Below are 19,748 nucleotides of genomic sequence, written 5' to 3' on the forward strand. Positions count from 1 at the left end.
ATTGGGTTACTTTTCCTGTATGCACCTTTAACCTTTATTCCCATGAATTTTTCGACAAGAACTTTTCACTGTCCAGTTTAATACAATTGTATTATTTAAAGCCTCCTGTTATAATGTTTCTTGTTAACAAGGAATACACCGATGAAGAAGGAGCGTTCGCATGAATTTAGTAGCCTGGATGATTGTAGCCTGTGAAATTGCATTCTGGGTCGTCATTATTTTAGGATTATTTGTTAGATACGTCTTGAAACAACAGAAGCTGGGAGTGTTCCTGCTTGCATTGACCCCCGTTGTGGACTTGATTTTATTAATTACGACCGGCGTCGATTTGTACCGTGGAGCAACCGCCACTACCGCACACGCAATTGCCGCCGTCTATATAGGGGTATCGATTGCCTTCGGCAAAAGCATGATCCAATGGGCAGACGAACGGTTTCGCTATTACGTCGCCAAGCAAGGCCCCAAACCGGTCAAGCTGTACGGAATGGAGTATGCGATCAATTATTTCAAAAGCTGGTTGAAACACGTGCTGGCTTATCTGATCGGCGCCGGATGCCTTGCCGCCCTCATTTACTTCATTGACGATCCCGACCGGACGGAAGCCCTGTCTAAAATATTAAAAGTATGGACATTGGCGCTCGGAATTGATTTGCTCATAACCATTTCCAATTTTATCTGGCCGAGGAAAGCCAACGGGTAACAAACCCCGCTTTTTTTGCAGAGGACTCTGTCTTACTGCCTTGACACTCGGCTATTTAAGCATTTAAAGTAGAAGTCAATAACCGATTTTCTTATCCGAAAGAAGTGGGTGGCTGGCCCTTGGAAGCCTCTGCACCAGTCATCCGGTGAAGGGAGCTAATTCCGGAAGCGTAGAGCTTGAAGATAAGAAGAATCATCCTGTTGCCGCAGCCTCTTCTGTTTCTGGAATGAGGCTTTATTTTTTGCTTAAGCAAGCTGTAGAAAATATGATGAGGTGATCCGATGGCGAATGAATTGATCAAAGCCCTTGCCTTGCTGAAGGAAAAAGAATGGGTGGACCTGACGCACACGTTTGGTCCGGAATCCCCGCATTTTTCCGCCTTTCCCGCCGCCGAATTTTCAGCCATGTTTACCCATGACGACGGTTTCCTGGCCCAAAGCTTTAAATTTGTCGGACAATATGGAACGCATCTGGATGCTCCTATTCATTTCGTTCGGAATACGAGATATTTGGACGAACTGGATTTGAAGGAATTGGTACTGCCGCTTGTGGTCATCGATAAGTCTAAAGAAGCGGCGGAGAATAACGATTACTCCTTAAGCGTTGAAGATCTGCTGCGCTTCGAAGAGGAACACGGCCATATCGAACCCGGTACGTTCGTCGCGCTGCGTACGGACTGGAGCAAGCGCTGGCCGGATGTGGAAGCCTTCAACAACAAGGATGACGATGGCCATAGCCACGTGCCCGGCTGGTCTCTGGAGGCGCTGAAGGTTTTGTTCGAGGAGAGAAAAATTAAGGCGATCGGTCACGAAACGTTCGATACGGATTCCAGTCTCGATTATCGGAGAAACGGGTCGCTTATAAGCGAATACTATGTGCTGGAGCAGGACACTTATCAAGTAGAGCTATTAACGAATCTGGACAAGGTTCCGGCAACCGGCGCCGTCATTTTCAATCTTGTCCCCAAACCGGAGAAAGCTTCCGGCTTCCCGGTCCGGTCATTCGCCATTTTGCCCTGAGCTTTGAGCTTTAGCTGACAGAGAAAGTCATCTACAAACCATGACTTTATGACGTGGTCTGCGGCGGCAGCTGGGTGAAGAAACCGGAGGCTGCGGGGCGACCTGGCGCCGCCGCAGTCACCCTGCGTTTCGAATAGATGATCCTGGCTTTCGTCTTGCCAGGTCTCTATAGTTTTATTATATTTCCTCGTATCCCGTCACTTCTCGAACGAACTTTTCCAGTGCGGTGACATCGGTAATATTCTTATTGCAAACTTCGCTGTCCACGCATACATAGTTCCCGATAGCCTTGTAGTAGTCAGGCGAAGCTTTGGCCGGTCTGTGTTTCGTAATCGCAGAGAATAAAGCAACGTCTTCATGGCGATTGCAAAAAAAGCACACGCCCTTGTTCGTCGGAGTAAATCTACCCTCGATGCCGACGAATTTCCCGTTCAGAGGATAGACAAGAAACAATTTATTTGTCGCTATATCTACCCAGCCCAGATAAGTGAGATGGCGGTAATCGAGAGCGGTCAAATCAGGCTGCTTCATTTTTTTGATTTTAGGGAACAGCTTGTTAAGCTGCTTTCCCGTGATTTGCGGAAACTCCGCCAAATAAGGCTCCAACGACTCCAGATAGTGCTGGAATTGTTCGGCCGTATGAAGCGTTGCAATCTTCTCCAGCAATTGTTGTTGAAGCTCTGTGGCATCCGGGAACGCTTCGATCATTTTCGATTGAGCGCTGTATCTGACCGATTCCACCACTTTCGGGTCGGAAACGTTGCTGCAGGCACTCTTAAGCAGGCCTGTCTGCTTTTTGATTAAGTTATATTGGTGGTTTCTAATGAATGGTTGGTTCATGCTCTCAGCCCCTTATTTTTTATAAAAGCGAAAACAAGGTGCAAAGCCCATTATTAGAAACGATATAAGCTCTCTCGGGCGACATGCTCTAATAACTGTCCGCCCATGCAAAGTATCGCCCTAATGCCAGGCTTTGCATGAGCAGCTTCTTCTTCCGGCAATTGAAATTGCCATCCTTAACACCCCCAGTCATCAATCAGTATATACATACTTCTGCCCCCGCATCAATCCCAAAAACAATTATAAAGAGTATATACGGGTTGAAACACCGCAAGTTTATAACATTTTACTAAGGCCTAATTTAAGTTAAAAGCTGTTCAGGACGGAGTCATCTTACCTTGCTTAAACAAAACAAGAAGCTGCGCCTCTGCTATACCAAAGGGCAGCTTCTTATCATTCTTTACGTCTAAGACAATCTGACCAGGCTGTAGTTTTTCTTGCCCTTGCGGATAATGATGAAGCGTCCGCCGATCGCTTGATCGGCTGTCACGACCAGTTCCAGATCGTTGATGCGCTCGCCGTTGATCGAGATTGCGCCCTTCGTAATGTCCTCGCGGGCCTGCCGCTTGGACGGCTCAATGCCTAGCTCGACCAGCCATTCAACGATATTTTTGGAATCCCGTGTGGCTTCGTACGTCGGCATTTCCTTGAAGCCCTGCTCGATCTCGTCCGCGGTCAACGATTTAATATCCCCGCTGAACAAAGCGGCTGTGATCCGCTTCGCCTGCTCCAGCAGCTCCTCGCCATGGACAAACCTTGTCATTTCTTCGGCGAGTGTTTTTTGCGCTTCGCGCTTATGCGGCTCGGTCCGTACCTTCTCCTCCAGCTCGTCAATCTGCTCCTTGGACAGGAAAGTGAAGTACTTCAAGTATTTCACGACATCGCGGTCATCGGTATTGGCCCAGAACTGGTAGAACTCGTAAGGAGTCGTTTTGTTGGGATCTAACCAGATCGCCCCTCCTGCCGTTTTGCCGAATTTCGTGCCATCAGCCTTCAGCATTAGCGGAATGGTCAGACCGAATGCTTTAGCCTCAGGTCCTTTCTTCTTGCGAATTAGATCCAGACCGCTTGTAATGTTGCCCCATTGATCGGAGCCTCCGATTTGCAGCTGTACGTCTTCATTCTCATACAGATATAGGTAGTCAATCGACTGCAGAATCTGGTAGGAGAATTCCGTGAACGAAATTCCGCTTTCCAGCCGGCTGGCGACAACATCTTTGGCAAGCATCGAGTTGATGCTGAAGTTTTTACCGTAATCGCGCAGAAATTCGATAATATTGATTTTGTGCGTCCAGTCGTAGTTATTGACCATGCGAATTTGGTTGTCACCTTCGGTGATAAACAGCTTTTTCAACTGGGCCGTCAGCGCCTCGACATTGGCCTGGACTTGTTCCAGCGTTTGCAGAGAGCGCTCCGTTTGGCGGCCGCTCGGATCGCCGATCGTCCCCGTTGCGCCGCCGATCAGAATGACCGGACGATGGCCGGCAAGCTGGAAGCGTTTCAGTACCATGAATGGAATCAAGTGGCCGATATGCATGCTGTCGCCGGTCGGGTCCACACCACAGTATAATGAAATGGATTTCTCATTAGTCAATTCGCGAAGCCCTTCGGCGTCGGTCTGCTGATTGATGGCGTCGCGCCATTCGAGTTCGTCAATAATATTCATTGCCTTGCCACTCCTTCAATTAATATCTGCCATAGTAAGATGATTTTACGTTGAAAATAAAAAAACGCCCCTTGTCTATTGTAGACATAGGGACGATTGTATAACCGCGTTACCACCCAGATTGCACCATGGAACCCGGCGCTTGCGCGCTCCATTCGTGCCGCTCTCGGCGAGATATCGTTCGCCATTCCGCTCGGCATTACCCGAGATACTCCAGAGTGTAATTCGCCGTCTTAATGTGTATCGGGTTCCACTACCCCCGACTTTCTGGAACAGGGATTAAGCGACTACTGGGCTCTTTCAACGTATATCACATATAAGATTACAGATCAGTATAGTGAATTAATTTATCGATGTCAACCGGATGGAGCTTATTTATATGATTATTCTATAAAGCGTCCTATTCCGAACACAAGGCAGCCGATCAACGATGAAGCTTAAGTCTACTCTACCTTAACTATAAATGCATATAATCCGCTTTTATTCTTCCCCCACTCGGCACGAATGGAGTATATATACTCCCCTTTTTCCTCCGGAAGAGTAAACTTGTTAGACTCAAGTTCAACCTCTTCTCTGCTTTCCTGCCCCTCCCATCTGGACAGGATCATGCGGTCCGGCTTTCCCGAAAATTTAATGGTAACTTCTGTACCCGGTGAAACGGTGACCGACTCCGTGTCTTTGACCAAATAATTCGGTCCAGGTGCATCTGCAACGACGTTTTTCCAGGCGTACGTGCCCAGAACGACCGGGATTTTGACATCACCGGCGTTTAGGCTTGGCGTTGGCGGACGGCTGCCGCAACCGACCAGCAGGACGGCCAAGAACGTGAACAAAACAGCCCATTTTCTCATCCCTTCTCCCCCTATACTTATATATTTTCCAAGCTAAGCTTCTGTTTCCTTGGCTAATCAAGGTCTCCGCATGTGCCATAGATTCAGCTTGCCTGCGTTATGGACGAAGGCTGCTCTAAGCATACCATCCGGGCTTGACTTCTTCAAAACCATGGTGATCTTCTATCACTCTATGGAGCTTTTCCAACATCTGATCCAGTTCCTCCGGCTTCACCCGCAGAATCCATACGATGGATGAAAAAATACTCATCGCCAGATACAAGGAATATAACTTCCAGAAAAGCTCATCCGGCTGGCTCCCCTTGTGATACCCTACGATTTGACCGATCGCAAAAGGAACACTCACTTCGCTGCTGAATAATCCCGTTTTCAAAAATTCATGGATCGGGTCGCCCCAGTCATAGCGGTTAAAATCAATAATCCCCGCCAACTTCTCATCCTTAATGATCAAGTTCCCGACATGAAAGTCATCATGCTGAAATAAGTTGGGACGCTGCTTCATCAGATGAATATAGTCATCGATAAAAGACCCGATCCGGGGAGCCTCCCTCAGCTTATAACCGCAAGCTTGATACTGCTCTATGTACTGTCTGTGCTTCTTATATTTGCGTTCGAACCATCCAGGGACTTCAGCAGGAGCGGTATATTGATGCATCCTGAGCAGCTCTTCCCCCGCCTCCTTCCCAATGGCATACTGGGCTTGTTCGGATAAAGCGCCGATATGCTCCTCGGCATCTTCACCTTCAATATAGGATAGGAGCATGTATCCTTTATCCAACGGCTCCACGGCTCCGAAATCAACCGGTCTCGAGCATTTTACGTTGTATTTCTCCATTTTTTGCAGGACATTGAACTCGCTTTTTTTGGAGTTCCAGTGCTTCAAATCAAACATTCGCAAAAGATACCGCCTACCATCCGGATGTGAGACACGGTATTTCTCGTCATTCGAATAGCCTTTATGAATGCGGACAAGCTTGTGATCTCCCGTCAAATACGGGATGTACCGGCCTAGCCTGGAAAGAGCCTGATCGTCCATGAATCCTCCTTTCACTTTCTTGAATGAAGTCCGACATCATGATGGTTTATCCGTATTATAGCGGAGATGCCGATGTTTAGCTCGTTATTTTTTCGAGCAGTCCGAATGAATCCGTCATTGACATCCTGATGTTCAAATTAATATAATCTGGCGTCCCAATCGTCATTTTCCTGGTTATATCCCTTCTCAATCTCGATGGTTCTCGGGCTGAACCTTGCCCTTCCTCCGATTCATATTGATTCGCGGAACAACCTTCCACAAATGTCATAAGTAAATGCTCATGTCCATTTTCCACTTGATAGCCAACAACTCCAGGGACTGGAAGCTTGTCCTCTAATCATCGCAGCCTTTCAGCCTCATCACACAAACTTTCCGGATACTCTATACACTATATTTTTAAAATAAGCTCCTGACGGAGACCTGAGGGAAAGCCAACGTCGCATCCGGGTCGGTGAAGACATCGCAAAGACGAGCAAAAATACATTAAAATCGTGCCCTTTTCCAAAAAGAAGGCGAAAGACGCTCAAATGTGCACGTCTTTTTCACAAAATGGGGCCATTTCGCAAAAATCGCTCCAAAGACATGCATTATTGCTCTAGAATAGGGCATTGCGTGGCTTTTTCTAAAAAAGACGTGCATTATTGCTTTAGAATCAGGTATGTAGCGACTTTTCTCCAAAAAGACGTGCATTATCGCTTTAGAATAGGGCACTCCGCGGTTTTTTCTAAAAAAGACCTGCAGTTTTGCTTGTCTTTTACACCATCCGGTAGACGATACGGGGTTGTCCAAAAAAGTTCACTACTAAAACGAAAATCAAGGCTTATCTGCCGAATTTAAGCTGCGAAAGTTGAATTATTAAGCTCTAATATATTCAAAGATTGATAGGAATTATCTTTATTATCTCTTCCGGGTTTATTATTTTGCTTGGTAAACTCAATGGTTCGTTTTTCATAGATATACCTCTGATATTAAGCTTTCTTCCTCTCTGTTCCAAAATTGACCATCAATATAATCGAAATTCTTCAATAAACTGTAGAAGCCTTTGTTCGGAATAATCCAAGTCTACTCGCCTACTGTATCCATTGACTCCTGCGAATTTTGTAATGATTATATGGCTCGTTGTCGATCTCAATCCTGTTCACAAGGTCAAACCCGCATTTTTGAATCACTTTATTGGAGGGCAGGTTATGGGTCAGAGCTACCGCGTTCAATTCCTCCACCTTCGTGTGCTCAAATAAATACTTGATTGTCGCCTGTACGGCCTGGGTAGTGTACCCCATACTTCTATGATCTCTGGAGATGGCAAACACAATCTCTCTATTTGGCGGCGGTAATTCCTCCTTTATCCCCGTACAGCACCAGCCTATAAACTCGCGGTTGCCTTCAAAATAATTCCTAGACGAAGACGAAGCTGACCAATATGCCCTCCTTCTGTGATCGCTCGGAGGAATTTTTTATTCTCGACCGTTTCATAATGGATTAACCAGTGAAGCCTTTGCTCCTTAGGAACGTTCCAATCCGGCAAATACTGTGTAATCTCGGGCTGTTGCGTCAGAGCATATAAGTCATCCAAATCTTCAACTCTATATTCTCGTAAAATAATTTCGCTGCATTCAATGGTGAACTCATCGTCCGCGCTCTTAAGCTTCTTATCCGCATTCATATAAACCCTCCTATCCTAAACTTTGCTTGATCTCCTGAAAACGACGAAGTTTGTCCGGGTTCATGACCATATAAATGTTCAAAATTCGTCTTGAGCGCGGTTCCCGGTGAAAACAAATTGCCAGAACGGCTCGCCATTGGCGGGTTAACAGCACCCCGACCTCCCCGTTCAAATGAACGGCTGCCATCTCCCCGTCGAAGGTGCCTTTGGTCTTCACGCCACGCAGGAAAGCAAGTACGCGGTCCATGCCAAAGATCGGCCTGTAGGCTGCTTTTGTTTTGCCGCCGCCATCCGTAATGAGCGTCACTTCTTCCCGCAAATGCTTGACGAGGCCTTGGACGTCCCCGGTTTGAACGGCATGAATGAACTGTTTGACAAAAAAGGCCGCCACTTCACCTGACTCTTCCTCCAAGCCCTCTGCCGGCTCCGGTGCTGCCTGATTCATCTTCTGCTTGGCCCGGCTGAATATTTTCCGGCAGTTGCTCTCGGTCCGCTCCAGCATCCCAGCTATTTCCGGGTAGCTATATCCCAAAATATCCTTCAGGATAAAGAGCGCCCGTTCCTGCGGAGACAAAGTTTGCAGCATGACCAGCAGCGCGTATCTCACTCGCTCGTCCCTTTCCGCCTTCTCTTCCGGCTGTCCATCGATGCTGTCCAGGATCGGCTCCGGCAGCCACGGGCCCACATACTGCTCCTTCTGGCGGGCACCGGACTGCAGTAAATTAAGACAGCGGTTAATTGTCGTTTTCACTAAATAGGATTTTGGGCTTACCACCTGGTTCCAATCCTGCCTGGATAAACCTACAAATACATCGTGCACGATATCTTCCGCATCCGCTACCGATCCCAGCATGCGGTAAGCGATCCGGAACAGTTGGCCTTTGTAATCGGAGTAAAACTCTTCGAGCAACAACTCCATCTCCTTCCCGTTTAATCAACCGGCACCCTCCAGACTTGATGCGCCTCTGCTCTTTCTGACATATTATACTTCTCTCTAAGCTGAATGTCACAAATCGGGGGGCTTGATTGTCTTAACTAATGCAAGCAAACATTTAATCAGGAGGAATTGGAAATGAGTCTAAGAATCAATCACTATCAAGCAAATTCTGGGGCCTACGAGGCCATGATGGCACTGGAAGCCTTCGTCAAAAAAAGCGGCTTGGATCCGGTCTTATACGAGCTGATTAAAGTGAGGGTTTCGCAAATCAACGGCTGCTCATTCTGTATCGATAAGCACGGTAAAGATATGCTGAAGAATGGCGAGAGCATCGACCGCCTCCTGCTTCTGACCGCATGGCGTGAAGTCTCCCTTTATTCGGACAAGGAAAAGGCCGCTCTGGAGCTGGCCGAGCATGTTACCAACATTGGGGAAGCCGGAGTGCCGGACCATGTGTACGATCAGGTTCGTGCCCATTTCGACGAGAAGGAATATATTGACCTGATCATGGCGATCAATACCATCAACGGCTGGAACCGGCTCGGAATAGCTACCGGAATGTCGCCGGGCTGTTTCGTCCGCTAATTTTCCGGCTTCGAGCGGATCCGTTATTATCATAGCAATACGACAAAGGCAGGCCTACCCTCGTTATCCGAAGGATGGTCTGCCTGTTTTTCGTTCCTATCCTATTGTCCCAGTAGATAATTTGAAGTTTCCGCCCCGTGCAGCTTCTAACGTTTACTTCCCCTCCGGTTGGTGCTCCTGCTGCTCCATCACGACAGAACCGTCATCCAGTCGAAGCCAGGTGTCGAACCGTCGTTCACCGGCGTGAAGGCGAATCATTCTTGCGCCGCGCGGGAACCCTTCGCGTCCGTACGTATTGAACCCGGTCGCCCGTCCGTAACAGAGCCTGATTCCGTGAAGCCAGCCGGTATAATCGTTGATATGGTCATGCCCGACGAAGGTTCCCATGACGTCGCCCCTTTCAACCATGGCCGAGAATAATCCGCTGTTCACCTGCGGACAGCATACTTCCTCATACTTATGCCCGTAACACACCTCTCGCTCCCATACTTCGCGGTACTCAGGCAGCGGAATATGGAGAAAAGCAAGTCCCGGCAGCGGGCTGCCCCCATTCTGTGCCGTCAAGCGGACGGATTCGCGCTCATACCAGGCGACCTGGTCTCGCCGAATCCAGTCATACCCTTTGACATGCGGAATACAGGACATATTTCCGGAATCGAAGAAATAAAGCACCGCTCCGGTTTTCCCATCCGCATTTTGTATTTGTATTATATAATTTCCGACTCCGCTGATTTCGTCCGGGCCGGGTTCGGCAACCGCATAGCGGTATTCCGTCACCGCCTCCATCAGTTCCTGTCTCGTAATCTGGGCTTCCGTATCATGATTGCCGAATACTACCGCCCATGACACCTGATGATCCTCGACAACGGAAACGGCGGCGCGAAACGATTTAACAGGGTCATGACATCTTCCTGCGGTAATCACATCACCGGTAAAAACGACAAGATCGGGCTGCTCCTCCCGAATTACCATCTGCATCAGTTCGCGGGAGCGGGTATTTTCCCGTTCGCTATCCAGTCCGGGCTCTCCCCAATCATTCCAATGGACATCCGTAAACTGCGCAATCGTAAAGGTGTTATTTTCGCGAAAAGTGAACACAGACTTCATAGGAATCTGTTCCTCCCATCTTAATCTTGCAAGGATGCGGTAAGCTTGCTTGCCTTCCATTCCTGAAAAACTAACGACTGCCGTATAGCTGAAGCCAATAACCGCTCGGCTGCTTCATCGGGCAACATACCGCAATATCAATTTAATTGAATGCGCTTTCGAAGTTTAGCCGTACGCAGCAGCCACCCTGTCAAATGGAGCCCTTCCTCCGGATAAAATCAAACTAACCTTCACCCACTCCTTCACTACTCCGCCAATCTGATTTCTACATTTTTCTCCTGCAGGTGCCTGATCCATTCCGCAGGGCAATTCCGATCGGTCACAATCATCGATACTTCCTGAAGATCTGCAATTTTGGCAAATGTAGTCACCCCCAGCTTGGAATGATCGGCCAAGACGATTGCTTCTTCCGCGCGCTCGATCATTTTGCGGGAGATGCTTGCCTCGTTGACATCGTAGTCCGTAATTCCATCCACCAGCGAGATACCTCCGACGGAAATAAACGCTTTATGAACCTTAAACTGCTCAAGCATCCGTTCTGTCAGTGATCCGCCAGCCGACTGCAGCTTGATGTCCACCTCGCCACCGGCAAAAAAGATCCGTCCCGGAAACATCTCCGCCGCCAGCAGCATGGCCGAGATCGAATGTGTAACAATCGTTACATCTGACCGATCGTGCAAATAACGGATCACTTCAACTGTAGTCGTCCCGTTGTCAATCATGATCGTTTCCCCGTCTTTGACGAGCCGGGCAGCGCATCTGCCGAGCGCCTCCTTCTCCTCCCGGTGCATTTGCGCTCTTTGCAAAAACGGTGGCTCGATCATGTTCAGTCGCGTTTTGACGGCCCCGCCGTACACTTTTTTGAGCAGGCCTTCTTTTTCCAACCGATCCAGATCACGGCGTATCGTTTCCATCGAAACGTTCAACTGCTCCGATAACTGAGGTACCCGGACCTTTTCCTCTTTCATCAGTTGCTCCAGAATCGTCCTTTTCCGCTCTTCAAAGGTTAATGACATCCCTTCACCTCCTGAAATCACCAAATCGGGCGGAACTCCTCTGCAAAACCACATTCTAAATGACTGTTCTGTTGGTTTTTATCTATAATACAAACCATTCTTGACTGTTGTCAATGGATTTTTGTTGTATGATGTGGTTTTTGTATTGGTCAGCCACAAAAAAAAGAGAGAGAACCTTAACGTTCTCCCTCTTCCTTCACATTCACTCTCAAGCTAGCCGTTCCCGTTCCCAAACCTTCTGGCAGCTCTGGCACGAGCCCGTTCGATCTCGATCTCCCGATTGCGAAGCCCGGCCTCGGTCACGAGTGAATCCAGCAAACGGCGGGCCGCCAAAGCCACTTCATCGACAGCGCGATCGAACGCCTCCTCGTTCGCCTTCGAAGGCTTGTTATAGCCCGATAGCTTCCTTACGAACTGGAGGGCGGCCGCCTGTACCTCCTCATCGGTGGCCGGAGGATCGAAATTGAACAAGGTTCTGATGTTTCGGCACATAGCTTTCTCCTTTGGATAATCGTTATCTATTATCCATCTTACTACTTATTGATCACACTTGCATCCATATACATTACTTCCCACAGATGGCCGTCGAGATCCTCGAAACTCCGCTGGTACATGAATCCATGGTCCATCGGCTCGTTCGTCTGCTTTCCTCCGGCGGCCAGAGCCCGGTTAACCATTTCATCCACCTGTTCCCGGCTCTCTGCCGACAAGGCGATGATCGCTTCCGTACTCTGCGTGGCATCGGCAATTTCCTTCTTGGTGAAATCTTTAAAGCGGCTTTCCACCAGAAGCATGGCAAAGATATTGTCGTGTATTACCATGCAGGTCGCCTTGTCATCCGTAAATTGGGCATTGAATTCAAACCCTAATGCCGTGAAAAAATCAATCGACTTCTGCAAATCTTTAACTGGCAAATTAATAAAGATGTTTTTCGTAATCATTTTCATTGATATCACCTCTAGGTTTATGAATTACTTTGATTGTAGCACATGACCCGACAGCAAATTTCTTATGGATTGCTATGATGACGACAATGACAATGACAACGAAAAAGTCAAGGGAACGATATTTAAACCAACCCGATCTTTATTTATGGATGTCTGCCTGGATTTCATAAGCTGATTTGCCTCTAATTGCACTTGAAATCGCAGCTTTTTCAGAAACCGCTTTATTGATCAACCTAGCTGCGATTTTCAACTTACTTTTCGTCCATTGCCCTATTGTTCATTGAATTTACCTGCGCTAAAGCGTTTACCATCGAAGCGATGGTTTTCTTCACTCAGTGAGAGCGGTCCCGGCTCATAATGAATGGGTATGCTGAAGAACGCGATTAAGAAACTGGTTCATCAATAAAGGCAGCGAAATGAGAATGGGCGGATCGTCCAGGCGAGGTGTACGCAGCATGACCTGCTGATAAGGAACTGCGGAATAAGGCTCCACAATAATGGGCTGCCTGGACCGGGTACGCAAGGTGGTATGCGGCAGCAGAATATCCTTCGCCTGCATCCCCCAAGAAACTGATGTGGCCATTAAATAGTAGGTGCCCGGCTTAACCCCCTCGAAGCAAAACTCCCCGACGGAGGACAGAAGAGTTCCGTATAACGGAATCCCTTCGGGAATAGGCTTGGCAAACAAGCCGATCAGAATGACCCCTTCGAACGGAATCTCTGACTGGATATTCCCTTCTACACGTGAATACGCGCTTGCCGATGCATGAGAGACAGACCAGCGCTCCAGCCTCTGCAAGGAACGGAAATGGTTATCCGCCTGCAGCACCTGATTCCGAAAGTCTGCCGGAGTCACGCCTACCCGTTCGGTAAAGCGGGTCGTGAAGGTTCCGAGACTCTGTTGGCCGATCTCCAGACCGATATCGCGAATGCTTAAATTCGTATTTAACAATAAATCCTTGGCCTTCTGAAGCCTCAGGGAGGAAATATAATAGAGCGGAGGAAGCCCCATCCGCTCCTTGAAAATCCGGGCGAAATGATAGGGGCTGTAAGCCGCATAACGAGCCAGACGGTCAAGCGATAACGGTTCATAGATATGCTGGTGAATATAGGCAATGACCCCGTCTATTTCCGGATATCGGTCGGTCACAGTCCCACACCTCTCTTCTGCCGGGATCGGAATAACAGAACGTTAGTTCGTGTAATATTATATATTAATGAGCTCACCTAATCAACTGTTCAGATGAAAAAAATGGTTCCGCTGCATGAACCGTTTTTATAGAAGCCCGGGACAGCCAAGAAACTAGAGAAAAGGACCAGACAGGATCGGCAAAGTGCACGACCAAAAGAACGAAGACCAGCAAATGTGCAGGTCTTTGCAGGCATTATGGCCGATATCCGCAAATGACATGCAAAAGTGCAGGTGAATTTGGCAATTTTGGCTGGCTTTCCGCTTTTGGCGGGAAAAGACCTGCAGATTTGTCCGTCTTTCCCAAGATTTGCCGAATTCGTGCAAAAAGACATGCACTTTTGCTCTTCTTTGGGGACAGTACCGACAAAGTGCACGTGTCTTGGCCGGGTTTTGACGGATTCTTGCCAATAGACATGCATTATTGCTTGTCATGGATGTATGCTTCTTTACTTTCGTTCCCCGGCACTCCGCGGCCTATGGACTTTTTCGCTATATGGGATAATAACGCAAAACTTTACATACCAGCTTACAGATCATATCGATATTTTCAGATATAAAGTTCATCTATTCCCTGAGCATGGCAGCCAACAACAGGTCACCAGCCGGTAACAGGATGGTCTTGTTCTATTCTAATGCGATACAAATTCATTATCCGCACCTGCTCCTCGCTTAGCTTCCGCTGGTCCCAGTACATATGCATCAAGCTATATTCGAAGATTTCCTTTAATTTTAGAAACACAGGAATTTGCTGCAGCGTTTTATCGGAAATGGCATGCTCCATAAGATATCCGTCAATTAGTGAGGCGAAAATCGATTTCCCGTAATCGCTTATATTTCCCTGCCCAGCGAAGGTATAGTGAAGCGCGGAATAAAACGGAACCGCCAGATCGTACACCCAGTAATGCTTCTCGCAATCCTGAAAATCTATCATAGTGACCGATTGGCCTGGCCCCACTACAATATTCTCCAGCCATAAGTCCCCGTGAATCATCCCATAAGTCGCTTCCTCTATCGGCAGCGCTTTGATCTCCGAAATGACGGCATGAGCCCGCTCCCGGATTGTTGTCTCTTCCCTGGGGATGTATTGATCGAATTGATATTCTTCCTGATGATGCCAGTCCCCAATATATTTGAAGGGGCGGCTTTTCTCGTACTCTTTCGTCAAGCGATGCATCCGCCCGATTTGCCGGCCTAATGATTTTAGAACTGAGGCCCTCCACTCCGTCCGTTCCAGATGAGAGCCCGGAGCAGCCTTATAAAAGACCACCAGATCGTCCCCGGGAAGAATCGTTTCCACCACATGCCCGTTTACCGAGGGAACGGCAGGCGAAACTCCAACTCCCTGTTCGTACAGAAAATTAGTCCACTGGACTTCTTCCAATTGCTCTTCATAGGTTCTGTATTGGCCGATCCGTGCATAATATATCCCTTGATTTCCGTAACAGCGGTACATTCCGTCGCTCACGGCTTCAATTTTTTGCAGAACGACAGGATACCTTTCATTAAGAAAATTCAAGATATCTTCACTCACAAGTCCGCACCTCCTCACCATCCTCTTGGTTCCATGCAGGTTAACCCGGTTCGATCAACAACTTGCTTACCCGTCCGTTGAGGCGGTCACGATGCTCTACTGCTGTTCCTTAGTCCAATAATTCCCTCATATAAGCCTTGCGGTTTTCTAAAAATCTCCTCGTGATCTGGTAATGGGAAGTTTCCTCGTATGGGATCGGACGGATCGGCGGTTCGTCAAATTGATAAATCTCCGCATCGGGATAGCCCAGCAAAATAGGAGAATGAGTGGCGATAATGAGCTGCGAATCTTTCTGCAGCTCGTGGATGATGCTCAGAAAAGCAAGCTGCCTTGCCGGGGAAAGGGCGGCTTCCGGCTCATCCAGCAGATAGATTCCTTTCCGCCCGAACCGGTTTTGGAACAGCGCCAGGAAGGACTCTCCATGCGAATGCTCATGCAACGATTTTCCCCCGTACGCCCGGTAGATTCGCGGGTCTTCCTTGGCTATCTCGTCTATGTGGTTGGCGAAGGAGTAGAAGGATTCCGCCCGCAGGAAGAAGCCCTGGTTGATCTTGGGCAGCCACGAAAGCCTTATATAGTCCCCGAGCCTCGCCTCGGAGGCTGCAAGCTCAAACAGATTGTTCCGGCTCCCTCCCGCGGTATTAAAACCGCATTGGTAGGCGATTGCCTCCAGCAGGGTAGATTTCCCCGAGCCATTCTCTCCGACGAAGAAGGCTACATTTTTTCTTAGCTTCAAGGTCCCCAAGGTTCGAATCGAAGGAATACTGAACGGATATTCCTTAGGGTTGCGGATCTTGTCCTTCAGCAGAGTAATTTCATGAAGATACATGATCGGATGATTCACCTTTCGTTACTGCTATATTGCTTAGAAAACATAGCTTTTGCTCTATCATAACAGAAACGTTACGTCTATTACCTCCTATATTCTCCTGCGAAATCATAGATATTATCTTACAAAGTTCATAGCAGACTATTTCGGTTGCCAAACTCTCATTTTTGCTTGGTTGCAAAGTATGAACTTGCACACAACCTCAATCCTTAAACCGTGATTACTGTCATTTTTTACAATGAATTTTATAAAATTTGCTTTTTCTTGTAACAACATCACTTTACAAAGCGTCATTAGTTTGAGGGAAGTAAATTATTAAACTAAAGACAACAAACAAAATTTTTTATGTTTTTACTTACATTATTTGATTTTATTTACAAATATGGAAACTTATTGTAGTCTATTACCTAAAGGAGGCGAAAATATGAAAAACAAAAAACAATTACTTTTGACGTCTGTAGTTGCCATGCTTCTAGTAATACCAAATATTTCTTATGGGGCATCTTCTAATTTACACAGGGACGATGATCGTGTAATTCGTATTAATGCCCCAGAGTCAAAGATTTCCAACGAAGTTATGAACATGCTAACGGGAGGTAAAGATTTAGAAGAGTTAAAAAAGAAAGAGGAGATGGCAAATGACTTACAGCAGTTAATTACCAATGTTAAAAATGCAGGCTTTGAACCGGATGGCTTCTATTATGATGATGATGGAAATTTAGTTCTGCAATACCAAAATTTATCGCAAGAGATTAAAGATACCGTATTGAGTAAAACAAGTTATACGGAATATTTAAAATTTGAAAAAGTGAAGTACACTAAACAAGAATTAAAGGAAGCGAAAGAAACGATCGATACTTACATCCGTTCTTATGGAATTAATGGTGTATCAGTCGTATATAAAGATCCGGAAAACAAAGTTATTGTAATTACGGATGTTAATCAAACCAATCCGGAAGAAGTTAAAGAACGTTTAGCAGATGTTATCGACGAAAATATGGTAGGTTATATGAATTTGAAGTTTACGGATCAATTAACAATAAATCCAGGAGATAAGATTAACGATGGCGCGGGGGATTGCACAGTAGCTTTTAATGGTAAAAGTTCTGGCAATAAGGAAGTATCTGTCACTGCAGGTCACTGTAGACAATATGCTAACCAGATTTGGAAAAAGGGAAGTACTAATATTGGAACATTTACAACTGCTACATCTATAGGTGATAAATCGGACGCCGGATATATTGAACTCTATAGCAATCATTCTAGAGGGGTGCTGGAAAGAAAAACCAGTATTCCTGTTGCACAGTATGATTGGTACGGTACTCAGAACGTAGTTGGTAACGGCTTCCAGATCAGTGCCTCTAAATCGGATCAACTTCTAGCAATCCGTGTTGCCTTTACTGGTGTAAGCGCGAATGGATACAATGATCTTAGTTTAGGTAAAATTACTACGGGTTCACCTACAATAAAAGGAGACAGCGGTTCCCCCGTTCTACAATTTATTTTACACAACCCTGATAAGAATAGAAGCGAATACAGAGTAGTTGGGGTACTTAAAGGTGTGGCTGAAGATCAAGATACAGGCGAAGTATACACTGTCTATTCAACATCAAATAATGTATGGAATGATTTGAATTTAAGTTCTGTTTACCTTGCGGATTAATTAATATAGTATTATAATTTATTTTTGCCGATGGGATATACCATCGGCTTTCCCTTTACATCAACCTTCAGATATAATCCCCTACCTTTTCACGGTGCCGAAGGAGATTTTCATACCGGGAGCATAAGCTAAATAGGAATCCATGTTAAAAAGCCCGGAAAGCAGGACCTCAGCTTCATATTGTCTGCGTGCTTCCTCCGGGGTCAATCCCCGCTTCTCTAAAGAACGGACAAACTGCTCTTGGTTTCCCGGTTTGGCCGCGAATCCGTCCGCCTGGATAGAGCGAAACAGATCTTCCTTATCCGGCTGCTCCATCGTTTGATCCAGGAAATTCACCTTATCGCTTACTCTGCACTGCACATTCCGCAAGCCCAATTGGCTCATGTATATAGGGAGCTTAATGCCGATGTTTCCGTCTTTGCCCGTTCGGGCCCCGTCCTTCTCATACAGCTTCCGTCATTGTAATACAGCCCTCGGGTGTTCCTTAAATAGTCCACCTTGTTATCCCAATAGTACTCGGTCATCGAATCAAGCTCCTTTTTGAAAATGGATTGGTCCTACCTTGGCCGGTTGAAAAGAGAAAGCAATTTTCAAGAAGTATAAGCATCGTGAGTATACCTTCAAAGTGGTCTGGCTGAATACATGGCCGAATTCCAGATGCAGACGATGAAGCTCCGATATCCGCCTTTTCCAGCAACCTGTGCTGAGCATCGGCCGCGAGCGGGAAGGATATTGGGTCAAATAAATGAGAGCCAGGGGGGTAGCAGCATACGGGATTGACCGGATGGCGGACTGCGGTGAAAGTCTAACCAATGGGAATCGGTTTAAGATGAAGTTTGAAGAAGGTCGGTGGGGAACATGGCTTTTTCCAATCATACCGGGCATCATTTCTACCATGAAATTCATAGAGATCCACAAAGTTCCAAAAAAAGGCGGGGGGCTTTATCTTCAGTCCCGCCATTCCGTTCCTCGAACCGGTTATTCAAATAGTAACAGCCACCGCTTAATACTTCAAGACAAGGATAAACGGCTATCGCCGTCCTTTGGACAGGCGCGTTTACCGATGAAATATGAGAAAAACTCCTATCGGAGTATTTCATGGATGAGCGACCGCGTTTAAAGGATGTTTTTATCGCCAAATAGAATTTGAAGTTATTAAGGACGCAATAACTTATAAATTCTGATTGTGGTAAAAAAAGCTTCTAACGGAGCCATCTCGAAGATGAATAACCCGGTATTAGAAGATGCCAATTAGAAAGTTTGTTCCATTTTAATGCTTTAATGAACTTAAACTTTCTAATGTGGTAAGAACAGGTAACCGTGCTTAAGCAATGGGAGTCCCGTCTTTAACGGCCTCATCCGGACGCAGCAGAACGACATCCCCATCCTCCGGGACCCCTCCCAGCACCAGAACTTCGGAGACATAGCCCGCTATTCGCCTCGGAGGGAAATTGACCACCGCCACTACCTGGCGGCCTGTCAACTGCTCGGGCGAGTACCTTCTCGTAATCTGCGCACTGGAGCGCTTGAGCCCGAGAGGGCCGAAGTCTATCTCCAGCTTGATCGCCGGCTTCCGCGCTTCCGGGAACGGCTCGGCCTTCTTGATCGTCCCTATACGCAGATCCAGCTTCATAAAATCGTCTATCGTCGCCATTTCCATACCTCCTTTAAAGGTCTGCCGGGAATCCTTATGTCCCGACTTTCACCAATCGAACCGTGAAGCCCGCTAGGCCATTAAGTGATTCATCGCCGGAGCAGACCCTGGAATTTTCCTTTGGGGATCTTCTTTCCCAATCTATCATTTCGTTGATCCAACCGGCAGTTTCTGCGCCTCCCCGGCTGAATGTGCTAACTTCATCCATAGCAAAAGAACCGTCCACACGGATGGACCTCCGGCAGGCATACAGCCGCCATGAAAAATTATCTTCGTCGGATGCTGCCGTGCCAGCAGAATACGGGTCTAAATGGATTTCATCCAGCTAAATGGGCTCTTTCGGACGAAATATCGACAACTTACTGGAAAACCTACAGTTATTTTGTGCCAAAAGGGCGTTATCTGCAAAAAAGCACGAATCTAAGTGTAGTTTTTCCAGCTACTTCAATCATCCTCCGCCATTCACATCAATCTACCTGCATAAAATACAGTTAGATTGCCCCTCTCACGCC

At 47.0% G+C, this 19,748-nt stretch carries 22 protein-coding genes and 1 pseudogene; 6 read left to right on the top strand and 17 right to left on the bottom strand.

Going from position 1 to position 19,748, the window contains the following annotated elements:
* Positions 1-160 precede the first annotated feature (160 nt).
* The 3 genes and pseudogenes from FS806_RS06525 to FS806_RS26610 form a co-directional block, all read left to right on the top strand.
* Positions 161-700: a hypothetical protein gene (locus FS806_RS06525; protein WP_144933783.1), complete on the top strand. Its 540-nt coding sequence runs from the start codon at positions 161-163 to the stop codon at positions 698-700.
* A gap of 281 nt (positions 701-981) precedes the next feature.
* On the top strand, positions 982-1,719 hold the full coding sequence (locus FS806_RS06530) for a cyclase family protein (RefSeq protein WP_144933784.1): 738 nt from the start codon (positions 982-984) through the stop codon (positions 1,717-1,719).
* Between the two features lie 47 nt (positions 1,720-1,766).
* Positions 1,767-1,891, top strand: a pseudogene (locus FS806_RS26610) (formylglycine-generating enzyme family protein); the annotation flags it as partial.
* A 5-nt stretch (positions 1,892-1,896) separates the two neighbouring features.
* Here the strand turns inward: FS806_RS26610 and FS806_RS06540 are convergent.
* The 7 genes from FS806_RS06540 to sigJ all read right to left on the bottom strand — a co-directional run bounded on the left by FS806_RS06540 (position 1,897) and on the right by sigJ (position 8,685).
* Positions 1,897-2,559, bottom strand: coding sequence for a FusB/FusC family EF-G-binding protein (locus FS806_RS06540; RefSeq protein WP_144933785.1), 663 nt, complete (start codon positions 2,557-2,559; stop codon positions 1,897-1,899).
* A 406-nt stretch (positions 2,560-2,965) separates the two neighbouring features.
* Positions 2,966-4,225 (bottom strand): tyrosine--tRNA ligase, encoded by a 1,260-nt coding sequence (gene tyrS / locus FS806_RS06545; RefSeq protein WP_144933786.1) that lies wholly within the window; start codon positions 4,223-4,225, stop codon positions 2,966-2,968.
* A 443-nt stretch (positions 4,226-4,668) separates the two neighbouring features.
* Positions 4,669-5,076 carry a hypothetical protein gene (locus FS806_RS06550; protein ID WP_144933787.1) on the bottom strand — a complete coding sequence of 136 codons (408 nt, stop codon included), beginning with the start codon at positions 5,074-5,076 and terminating at the stop codon, positions 4,669-4,671.
* A 115-nt stretch (positions 5,077-5,191) separates the two neighbouring features.
* Positions 5,192-6,112 (bottom strand): aminoglycoside phosphotransferase family protein, encoded by a 921-nt coding sequence (locus tag FS806_RS06555; protein ID WP_144933788.1) that lies wholly within the window; start codon positions 6,110-6,112, stop codon positions 5,192-5,194.
* 1,070 nt (positions 6,113-7,182) lie between these two features.
* Positions 7,183-7,563, bottom strand: coding sequence for a GNAT family N-acetyltransferase (locus FS806_RS26970; RefSeq protein WP_313960565.1), 381 nt, complete (start codon positions 7,561-7,563; stop codon positions 7,183-7,185).
* The gene (locus tag FS806_RS26975) at positions 7,476-7,775 is read right to left on the bottom strand and encodes a GNAT family N-acetyltransferase (protein ID WP_313960564.1); all 300 of its coding nucleotides are present in this window, start codon (positions 7,773-7,775) and stop codon (positions 7,476-7,478) included. Before FS806_RS26975 ends, FS806_RS26970 begins: the two co-directional genes overlap by 88 nt.
* 10 nt (positions 7,776-7,785) lie before the next feature.
* Positions 7,786-8,685: an RNA polymerase sigma factor SigJ gene (gene sigJ / locus FS806_RS06565; RefSeq protein WP_186328232.1), complete on the bottom strand. Its 900-nt coding sequence runs from the start codon at positions 8,683-8,685 to the stop codon at positions 7,786-7,788.
* 162 nt (positions 8,686-8,847) lie between these two features.
* Here sigJ and FS806_RS06570 point away from each other — a divergent pair, with 162 nt between their 5' ends.
* Positions 8,848-9,297: a carboxymuconolactone decarboxylase family protein gene (locus tag FS806_RS06570; protein ID WP_144933790.1), complete on the top strand. Its 450-nt coding sequence runs from the start codon at positions 8,848-8,850 to the stop codon at positions 9,295-9,297.
* Between the two features lie 153 nt (positions 9,298-9,450).
* Here the strand turns inward: FS806_RS06570 and FS806_RS06575 are convergent, their stop codons facing one another.
* From FS806_RS06575 to FS806_RS06605, 7 genes are all read right to left on the bottom strand, one after another.
* Positions 9,451-10,404: a metallophosphoesterase family protein gene (locus FS806_RS06575; protein ID WP_144933791.1), complete on the bottom strand. Its 954-nt coding sequence runs from the start codon at positions 10,402-10,404 to the stop codon at positions 9,451-9,453.
* Positions 10,405-10,649: 245 nt separating this feature from the next.
* A complete protein-coding gene (locus FS806_RS06580) occupies positions 10,650-11,420 on the bottom strand; it encodes a DeoR/GlpR family DNA-binding transcription regulator (RefSeq protein WP_144933792.1) in 771 nt (256 codons plus the stop codon).
* 213 nt (positions 11,421-11,633) lie between these two features.
* A complete protein-coding gene (locus tag FS806_RS06585; protein ID WP_144933793.1) occupies positions 11,634-11,912 on the bottom strand; it encodes a DUF2277 domain-containing protein in 279 nt (92 codons plus the stop codon).
* A gap of 41 nt (positions 11,913-11,953) precedes the next feature.
* Positions 11,954-12,367 carry a VOC family protein gene (locus FS806_RS06590; RefSeq protein WP_144933794.1) on the bottom strand — a complete coding sequence of 138 codons (414 nt, stop codon included), beginning with the start codon at positions 12,365-12,367 and terminating at the stop codon, positions 11,954-11,956.
* A 352-nt stretch (positions 12,368-12,719) separates the two neighbouring features.
* The gene (locus FS806_RS06595; protein WP_144933795.1) at positions 12,720-13,517 is read right to left on the bottom strand and encodes a helix-turn-helix domain-containing protein; all 798 of its coding nucleotides are present in this window, start codon (positions 13,515-13,517) and stop codon (positions 12,720-12,722) included.
* A gap of 637 nt (positions 13,518-14,154) precedes the next feature.
* Complete coding sequence (locus tag FS806_RS06600) at positions 14,155-15,111, bottom strand: phosphotransferase enzyme family protein (RefSeq protein WP_144933796.1); 957 nt, start codon at positions 15,109-15,111, stop codon at positions 14,155-14,157.
* Between the two features lie 88 nt (positions 15,112-15,199).
* Positions 15,200-15,919, bottom strand: a complete 720-nt coding sequence (locus FS806_RS06605) for an AAA family ATPase (protein ID WP_144933859.1) — start codon at positions 15,917-15,919, stop codon at positions 15,200-15,202.
* 424 nt (positions 15,920-16,343) lie between these two features.
* On the opposite strand from FS806_RS06605, the gene FS806_RS06610 reads away from it, so the two are divergent.
* Positions 16,344-17,582, top strand: a complete 1,239-nt coding sequence (locus FS806_RS06610) for a chymotrypsin family serine protease (protein ID WP_144933797.1) — start codon at positions 16,344-16,346, stop codon at positions 17,580-17,582.
* Positions 17,583-17,663: 81 nt separating this feature from the next.
* Here FS806_RS06610 and FS806_RS06615 read toward each other — a convergent pair whose 3' ends face one another.
* Positions 17,664-17,966: a hypothetical protein gene (locus FS806_RS06615; RefSeq protein WP_222126599.1), complete on the bottom strand. Its 303-nt coding sequence runs from the start codon at positions 17,964-17,966 to the stop codon at positions 17,664-17,666.
* Positions 17,963-18,106, bottom strand: coding sequence for a hypothetical protein (locus FS806_RS25660; protein ID WP_186328234.1), 144 nt, complete (start codon positions 18,104-18,106; stop codon positions 17,963-17,965). The genes FS806_RS06615 and FS806_RS25660 overlap by 4 nt, the downstream gene beginning before the upstream one ends.
* A 305-nt stretch (positions 18,107-18,411) precedes the next feature.
* Here FS806_RS25660 and FS806_RS06620 point away from each other — a divergent pair, with 305 nt between their 5' ends.
* Positions 18,412-18,702, top strand: a complete 291-nt coding sequence (locus tag FS806_RS06620) for a hypothetical protein (RefSeq protein ID WP_144933798.1) — start codon at positions 18,412-18,414, stop codon at positions 18,700-18,702.
* A gap of 204 nt (positions 18,703-18,906) precedes the next feature.
* On the opposite strand, the gene csaA is transcribed toward FS806_RS06620, so the two are convergent.
* A complete protein-coding gene (gene csaA / locus FS806_RS06625; RefSeq protein ID WP_144933799.1) occupies positions 18,907-19,236 on the bottom strand; it encodes a chaperone CsaA in 330 nt (109 codons plus the stop codon).
* Between the last annotated feature and the right edge of the window lie 512 nt (positions 19,237-19,748).

The sequence above is a fragment of the Paenibacillus sp. 32O-W genome, assembly GCF_007679495.1.
Taxonomy (GTDB): Bacteria; Bacillota; Bacilli; order Paenibacillales; family NBRC-103111; genus Paenibacillus_L; species Paenibacillus_L residui.

Bases quoted from the DNA above. Each gene is read 5' to 3' on its own strand.
- FS806_RS06525 (WP_144933783.1), top strand. From the start codon at position 161: ATGAATTTAGTAGCCTGGATGATTGTAGCCTGTGAAATTGCATTCTGG.
- FS806_RS06530 (WP_144933784.1), top strand. From the start codon at position 982: ATGGCGAATGAATTGATCAAAGCCCTTGCCTTGCTGAAGGAAAAAGAA.
- FS806_RS06540 (WP_144933785.1), bottom strand. From the start codon at position 2,559: ATGAACCAACCATTCATTAGAAACCACCAATATAACTTAATCAAAAAG.
- tyrS (WP_144933786.1), bottom strand. From the start codon at position 4,225: ATGAATATTATTGACGAACTCGAATGGCGCGACGCCATCAATCAGCAG.
- FS806_RS06550 (WP_144933787.1), bottom strand. From the start codon at position 5,076: ATGAGAAAATGGGCTGTTTTGTTCACGTTCTTGGCCGTCCTGCTGGTC.
- FS806_RS06555 (WP_144933788.1), bottom strand. From the start codon at position 6,112: ATGGACGATCAGGCTCTTTCCAGGCTAGGCCGGTACATCCCGTATTTG.
- FS806_RS26975 (WP_313960564.1), bottom strand. From the start codon at position 7,775: ATGAATGCGGATAAGAAGCTTAAGAGCGCGGACGATGAGTTCACCATT.
- FS806_RS06570 (WP_144933790.1), top strand. From the start codon at position 8,848: ATGAGTCTAAGAATCAATCACTATCAAGCAAATTCTGGGGCCTACGAG.
- FS806_RS06575 (WP_144933791.1), bottom strand. From the start codon at position 10,404: ATGAAGTCTGTGTTCACTTTTCGCGAAAATAACACCTTTACGATTGCG.
- FS806_RS06580 (WP_144933792.1), bottom strand. From the start codon at position 11,420: ATGTCATTAACCTTTGAAGAGCGGAAAAGGACGATTCTGGAGCAACTG.
- FS806_RS06585 (WP_144933793.1), bottom strand. From the start codon at position 11,912: ATGTGCCGAAACATCAGAACCTTGTTCAATTTCGATCCTCCGGCCACC.
- FS806_RS06590 (WP_144933794.1), bottom strand. From the start codon at position 12,367: ATGAAAATGATTACGAAAAACATCTTTATTAATTTGCCAGTTAAAGAT.
- FS806_RS06600 (WP_144933796.1), bottom strand. From the start codon at position 15,111: ATGGTGAGGAGGTGCGGACTTGTGAGTGAAGATATCTTGAATTTTCTT.
- FS806_RS06605 (WP_144933859.1), bottom strand. From the start codon at position 15,919: ATGTATCTTCATGAAATTACTCTGCTGAAGGACAAGATCCGCAACCCT.
- FS806_RS06610 (WP_144933797.1), top strand. From the start codon at position 16,344: ATGAAAAACAAAAAACAATTACTTTTGACGTCTGTAGTTGCCATGCTT.
- FS806_RS06615 (WP_222126599.1), bottom strand. From the start codon at position 17,966: ATGAGCCAATTGGGCTTGCGGAATGTGCAGTGCAGAGTAAGCGATAAG.
- FS806_RS25660 (WP_186328234.1), bottom strand. From the start codon at position 18,106: ATGACCGAGTACTATTGGGATAACAAGGTGGACTATTTAAGGAACACC.
- FS806_RS06620 (WP_144933798.1), top strand. From the start codon at position 18,412: ATGAAGTTTGAAGAAGGTCGGTGGGGAACATGGCTTTTTCCAATCATA.
- csaA (WP_144933799.1), bottom strand. From the start codon at position 19,236: ATGGCGACGATAGACGATTTTATGAAGCTGGATCTGCGTATAGGGACG.